Origin of the sequence: Microcystis sp. M109S1 (genome assembly GCF_020247025.1) — a bacterium.
GTDB lineage: Bacteria > Cyanobacteriota > Cyanobacteriia > Cyanobacteriales > Microcystaceae > Microcystis.
Genome location: NZ_JADBRW010000173.1, coordinates 1 through 5,809 on the forward strand (window position 1 = coordinate 1; position 5,809 = coordinate 5,809).

The 5,809-nt window shown below is 44.6% G+C and carries 4 protein-coding genes and 1 pseudogene; 3 read left to right on the forward strand and 2 right to left on the reverse strand.

Annotation, left to right across the window (positions count from 1 at the left end; translation table 11 throughout):
* Positions 1-273 precede the first annotated feature (273 nt).
* On the forward strand, positions 274-1,698 hold the full coding sequence (locus tag IM322_RS08250) for a PP2C family protein-serine/threonine phosphatase (protein WP_287676262.1): 1,425 nt from the start codon (positions 274-276) through the stop codon (positions 1,696-1,698).
* 28 nt (positions 1,699-1,726) lie between these two features.
* On the opposite strand, the gene IM322_RS08255 is transcribed toward IM322_RS08250, so the two are convergent.
* A complete protein-coding gene (locus IM322_RS08255) occupies positions 1,727-2,968 on the reverse strand; it encodes an AmpG family muropeptide MFS transporter (protein ID WP_287676264.1) in 1,242 nt (413 codons plus the stop codon).
* 306 nt (positions 2,969-3,274) lie between these two features.
* On the opposite strand from IM322_RS08255, the gene IM322_RS08260 reads away from it, so the two are divergent.
* Together IM322_RS08260 and IM322_RS08265 are read left to right on the forward strand one after the other, a co-directional pair.
* Complete coding sequence (locus tag IM322_RS08260) at positions 3,275-3,895, forward strand: GNAT family N-acetyltransferase (protein ID WP_286824906.1); 621 nt, start codon at positions 3,275-3,277, stop codon at positions 3,893-3,895.
* A 295-nt stretch (positions 3,896-4,190) separates the two neighbouring features.
* Positions 4,191-5,603 (forward strand): LCP family protein, encoded by a 1,413-nt coding sequence (locus IM322_RS08265; protein WP_287676265.1) that lies wholly within the window; start codon positions 4,191-4,193, stop codon positions 5,601-5,603.
* A gap of 23 nt (positions 5,604-5,626) precedes the next feature.
* On the opposite strand, the pseudogene IM322_RS08270 reads toward IM322_RS08265, so the two are convergent.
* Positions 5,627-5,809: pseudogene (locus IM322_RS08270) on the reverse strand (Uma2 family endonuclease); the annotation flags it as partial.

Consider the following 5,809-nt stretch of genomic DNA (forward strand, 5'->3'; position numbering starts at 1 on the left):
AGGGATTAAGTAGCGTGGGGCGCACGCAAACTTTAAACGCTTCGGGAGAGATTCCCTCTTGGTTGGTTGGAGAAATCCTGCTTGCTAACGGAGACTCAATGAACGAAGAATCCCCGTCTCTTTAGAGCGGGGAGCGTCAAAAAACAGAAATAGTAAAACATCAGGGTTAAATTGTGGCAGTCACGAAAAGATCCACTATACTGTTAGACTTAAACAGGTCATCACCCAATGACTATCTAGCTATAATCATGTCACCGCCACAAAGATCATTTTATGCTTTCTGAGCCGGAACCGAGCGACACCCTCAACACTCCTACTGTCAATATGGGCGATCAAAGTGCCGATATCAAGCCGATTTTAGCCTTAAAAGAGTTAGTCGCCAGTTTATATCGCGAACAAAACAAAGTTCAAAATCTCTTAAGTTCCCTCGGGTTTGCCCTGCGGAGTTTCAACAATTTAAACCAATTCCTCGATCTTACCCCCTTGATGGCCGCACGAGTGGCAGACGCGGAGGGAGGGGCGTTGATTTTGAGCAAAAATAACGGTCAAGTGGCGCTCGATCAACTCCATTGCCAAGATAATCAAATTAATGGGGAACTACGCCGACAATTAGAGGCAATTATCCGACAATTAAACCAAGAACCGGCACTTGAGAACAGAAATAGTCGATCGCTTCTCGATAGTCTCGACCATAAAATCCGGCAAACTCTCGGACAGGGTACGCAGGTATATAGTACACCTGTTTTGGTAAAAAATAGTGAGCGGGGACGTTTATACGTTTTCAGTCGCGATCCCGATTATGGTTGGACACCCACCCGTCGTAAACTGTTGCAGCTAGTGGCCGATCAAACGGCGGTGGCTATAGCTAATAATGAATTAACGCTGGAATTACGGGCCAAGGAACGTCAGGATCGAGAGTTAGAAATCGCTTCCGAAATCCAAAATCGTCTTTTACCCCGGCAATGTCCGAAAATTCAGGGGGTAGAATTGGCAGCCCACTGTAAAACGGCTAATCGCGTTGGTGGCGATTATTATGATTTTATCCCCTGCAACTACGATCAATTTAAACCGGCAAGGGAGGCGGAAATGGAAGCTAGTACCGCTCCTTGGAGTATAGTCATTGGTGATGTCATGGGTAAAGGTGTCCCAGCAGGATTATTGATGACCATGACCCGGGGAATGTTGCGAGCGGAAGTGTTAAATCGTCACTCCCCGGCCCAGATTTTGCGTCATCTCAATCGGGTTATGTATGCCGATCTGGATAATTCTCATCGTTTCGTGACATTATTTTATTCCGAGTATGATCCCCTGACGCGCCGTCTTGGCTACAGTAATGCTGCCCATTATCCCACCCTCTGGTGGCGGGCCAAAACGGCAGAGTTAGAGCCTCTCGACACGGAAGGGACATTAGTTGGTTTAGAGGCCGATTCTATCTATGATGATGCCCAAGTGCAATTAGAAGCGGGAGATACGCTGATTTATTATACCGATGGCTTTACCGATGCAGTTAACTCGAAAGGGGAAAGATTTGAGCAGAAAAATTGGCTATCGGCAGTTAAAGAAGCCTGTCAACAGTACACCGATCCCGAACAGATTCTAGAATATTTATTTGGGAAAGTTGCCGCTTTTACTGGGTTGGGAAATGACAGTAGCGACGATATGACTTTAGTAGTTATGCGAGTGAAATCGGAGGAATAAATTATCAGTTCCTAGCTCATAAATTAGCCTAATTCTGCTCTTGCCAAGGAGCAAATAAAGGCAATAAAGCTAACCCAGGTAAAGCGGCAATTACCGTGATTAAAAAGAACCACTGCCAACCGATCTCCTCAGCTAAAACTCCTGCGGGAGCCACCAAAATATCGCGACTAAAGGCCATTAAACTTGATAAAAGGGCGAACTGAGTAGCGGTAAAACGAGCATTACAAAGACTCATTAAAAAAGCCACAAAAGCGGCAGTGACTAAGCCACCGCAGAAGTTTTCAATATTAATAGCTAAGACCATAAAAGGATAATTTTGCCCTAAATTTGCTAAAATAAAATAGGCTAAATTACTAACAGCTTGCAAGACACCAAATATCCAGAGCGATCGATTAATTCCCCAACGACTTAACAGGGAACCACCTAATAAAACTCCCACCATAGTTGCAATCATGCCCATACCGCCTTGTATCGCCCCAATATCGGTTTGACTGAAACCAGTTTTTAAGAGAAAAGGAGTCACCATATTATTAACTAAAGCATCCCCTAAACGATAGAGAACAATAAAGGCGAGAATGCTGATTCCTTGACCTATTTGATAGCGTTGAAAAAACTCTTGGAAAGGCAACCAAACCGCCTCTAAAAGAGTTTGAGGAGTATCATCCCTAGGGGGAGTAGCTGGGGCGAAAAAAGACCAAATAATCGTTAAAGCCATCAGTCCAGCTAGGAAAAGATAGACGAGAGGCCAGGGAAAGTGATCGGCTAAAATTAAAGCGATCGAACCGGTTAAAATTAAAGCCAAACGATAACCTAAAACCCCGATCGCCACCCCTGCACCCATCTCCCATTTTTCTAAAATATCTGTGCGATAGGCATCGTAGGCAATATCTTGGCTGGCACTAAAAAAAGCAATCAGTAGGGCATTAATTGCCAATAATTCTAAAGATCGTTGCGGTTGTTGCAAAGCCATGAAACCAATCGCTAAAGTTAAACAAATTTGAGCGATTAAAATCCAACCGCGACGACGACCAAGCACGGGGGGAAGATAGCGATCGAGTAAGGGAGACCACAGAAATTTGAGAGAGTAGGGGAGAGCGACTAAACTAAATAAACCGATCGATTTCAGATCAACTCCTTCGGTGGTCATCCAAGCTTGCAGGGTGCGACTGGTGAGCAACAAGGGCAATCCAGAAGCGAAACCTAAGAATAACAAAGCCGCCATTTTTTGACTGCGGAACACTTGCAAATAAGCGGAAATTTCTTTGATCATGGAGGGGATAGGAGGATAGATTAGATTAAAGAATATAGTTAATTGACCCAAAAAGAAAGAGATTAGTTCTGACCAGCATCATCCCATCTTAACCATTGCCCGGCGATCAAAAAAAATTCCCGAAAAATAGCAGTCTTTCCCCCAACTGGGGCTATAGGCAGTAGAATGGATGAGATTTTGATTCAGTAGTCTTGAAAAATTGCGGTATTCTCCTTAAGATAGATGCTTGATTCTCCCAACTAGCTCCCACCCCTATTTACCTTTCCGGGATAAGGACTGCCATCCCCACCTTCCCTGCCGACTCCTGTGATTAAAGTGGACTCCTGTTTTATCTCATACCTATTGTCTAATCCCTCCGACTCGGAAGCGACCGGTGACAATGCCACCATTACCGTCGAGGTGCGTTTGGCCCAAAGCCAAGATCTCAAAAGCTTGGCGGAAATTCTCACCGATAGTTTTTTCCCCACGGCCAATTATTGGTCTTTTCTGCGTCCTATCTTTAAATTGGGCATTTACGAGGACTTACGGGGACGATTGCGCGCCGATACCCCTTACTATCACTGTCTGGTAGTCAGTCAAACCAGCGTCACCGCCACGGGTTCTCAGGAAATTATTGTCGCTACGGCGGAAATCGGCTTAAAATCTAGTTCTTTTTTAGCCGTTCCCATTCCTTATATTTCTAATTTAGCCGTTAGTCCCGATCGCCGGCGTGCCGGTCTGGCCCGGAGATTGCTGCTCAAGTGTGAACAGATCGCTAGAGAATGGGGTTTTGAGGAACTTTCCCTCCATGTTCTCGATAATAATCTAGCGGCCCAGTCACTGTACTCAAGTAGCGGTTATCGTCTGCAAAAAACCGACGGTTGGTTGATCAATTGGTTATTTAATCGACCACAAAAGTTATTTCTGCACAAAAAAATCAGCCATTGAGGAGATAGGAGGCACTCATGCACTCATGCAAAAGGCAGCTTTGTTCTCCCCACTACCCCACTACCCCACTTCCCCGCTTCCCGCTCCCATAAAAAACTTTTTGCTGCAAACCCTAGATATTTCTCCAAAATTGCGATGCAGAAGAACTATAAGGAAAAATTCTGCTATATTATCTGCTAACTCTCTAGAAAACCCGATTAGTTTAATAATCTTTTCCGGGTATCTGAGAAAAAAAATAGTTCATCTCTTTAAATATGGTTTTAGGGAGATATTTAGTGACCGTGTGAGGCAATTTGTGGTTAATAAGACAAAATCAAGGCTTAAAAGCGGAAAATCAAGCAAATTAGCGGCTAAACCTGTTAAAAAGCGGCGATTGTCCGGTAAATGGTTCCTGACGGCCCTAGGCTTAACTGGCTGCGCCCTAGTTTCCGCTACGGCGGGGGCTATGTTGGCTGTGTCTCTCTCCTCCACACCTTTGCGACAAGCTGCTCTTAGTCCCCAAGAAGCCGCCGCTTTTAACAATCAGCAGGCGATATCCTATCAAAATCTGCAACTTCCCGCCCTCAACCGCCCCGTTAATATTCTGGTAGTTGGCGCGAAAGTGTTGACATCCGATGTCAAGGAGGCACAAACCCCAGATCTGGGTTATCATGCCCCGGTTAATTCCTTGGATGGTTTAACCGATACCATGCTGTTACTGCGTTTTGACCCCCAAAGACAGAAGTTAACCATGCTTTCCATCCCCCGGGATACCCGCACCGATATCGAGGGTTACGGGGAGAAAAAAATCAATGAAGCTAACGCCCTCGGTGGACCTGCTTTAACGGCGGAAACGGTTAGTCATCTTTTGGACGGAGTCGCTATCGATCGCTATGTTCGCATTAATGTGCAGGGTGTGGAAAAATTAATTGATGCTTTGGGGGGGGTGACGGTATATGTTCCCAAAGACATGAAGTACAAAGATTTTAGTCAACACCTCTACATTGACCTGAAAAAAGGGGAACAACACCTCAACGGCGAGAAATTCCTCCAGTTTGCCCGTTTTCGTTACGATGCTAACGGCGATATCGGTCGTATCCAACGACAACAGCAATTAATGCGGTCTTTAGTAGAACAAACCCTAAAACCAGCAACTTTATTGAAAATTCCCGATATTATCGAGGTTATCCGCACTCATATCGATACTAATCTCAGTTTAGAGGAGTTACTCGCTCTAGCCGGTTTTGCCTCTAAAACTCAGCGCGCTGATGTGCAAATGCTACTTCTACCCGGAGACTTTAATGGTGATGGTCGGCAAGGGATCAGTTATTGGTTGCCCAATCAAAGTAAAATTCAAGAGCTAGTGGCTCAACATTTTAACCACGGCTCTTTTATGGCTGACATTGAGGAAACCACGCAACCGACTCGCATAGCTGTGGAAGATAGCATCGATAATCCAGAAGCAGTGCAAGCTCTAGTCAGATATCTGCGCTCGTTTGGTTATGAAAATGTTTTTGTCTCTAAGTCTTCATCGCCAATTCTAGAAACTACCAAAATTATTGCTCAAAAAGGGGATAATTCCCTGGCCGCTGCCCTGCATAATAGCCTTGGTGTCGGGGAAGTTTTGGTGGAAAGTACGGGGAATCTCGCTTCTGATGTGACGATTAAAATCGGTCAAGATTGGCAAGAAAAATCAGCTAATCTTTCTGAGCCATCCCTAGGCAACTAAGAAAAAAATCAAGTTTATCTGGGTTATTTATTAGCCAAAATTTGACAAAAATTTTGGTGTTGTTCACTAGCTATTCCTTGCTGTAATCTTGCCAAAACTTCGGCTAAATTCCCCGATAATAAAGCATTTTTATCTAGCCATAATCCAGGGAAGACTTGGGAGCAAAAGATATTATCTTGATTTGATTCTAGGGGCAAATATTCCCC

What these genes read in the sequence shown, in the direction of transcription:
- IM322_RS08250 (WP_287676262.1), top strand. Translation starts at nt 274, where the DNA reads ATGCTTTCTGAGCCGGAACCGAGCGACACCCTCAACACTCCTACTGTC.
- IM322_RS08255 (WP_287676264.1), bottom strand. Translation starts at nt 2,968, where the DNA reads ATGATCAAAGAAATTTCCGCTTATTTGCAAGTGTTCCGCAGTCAAAAA.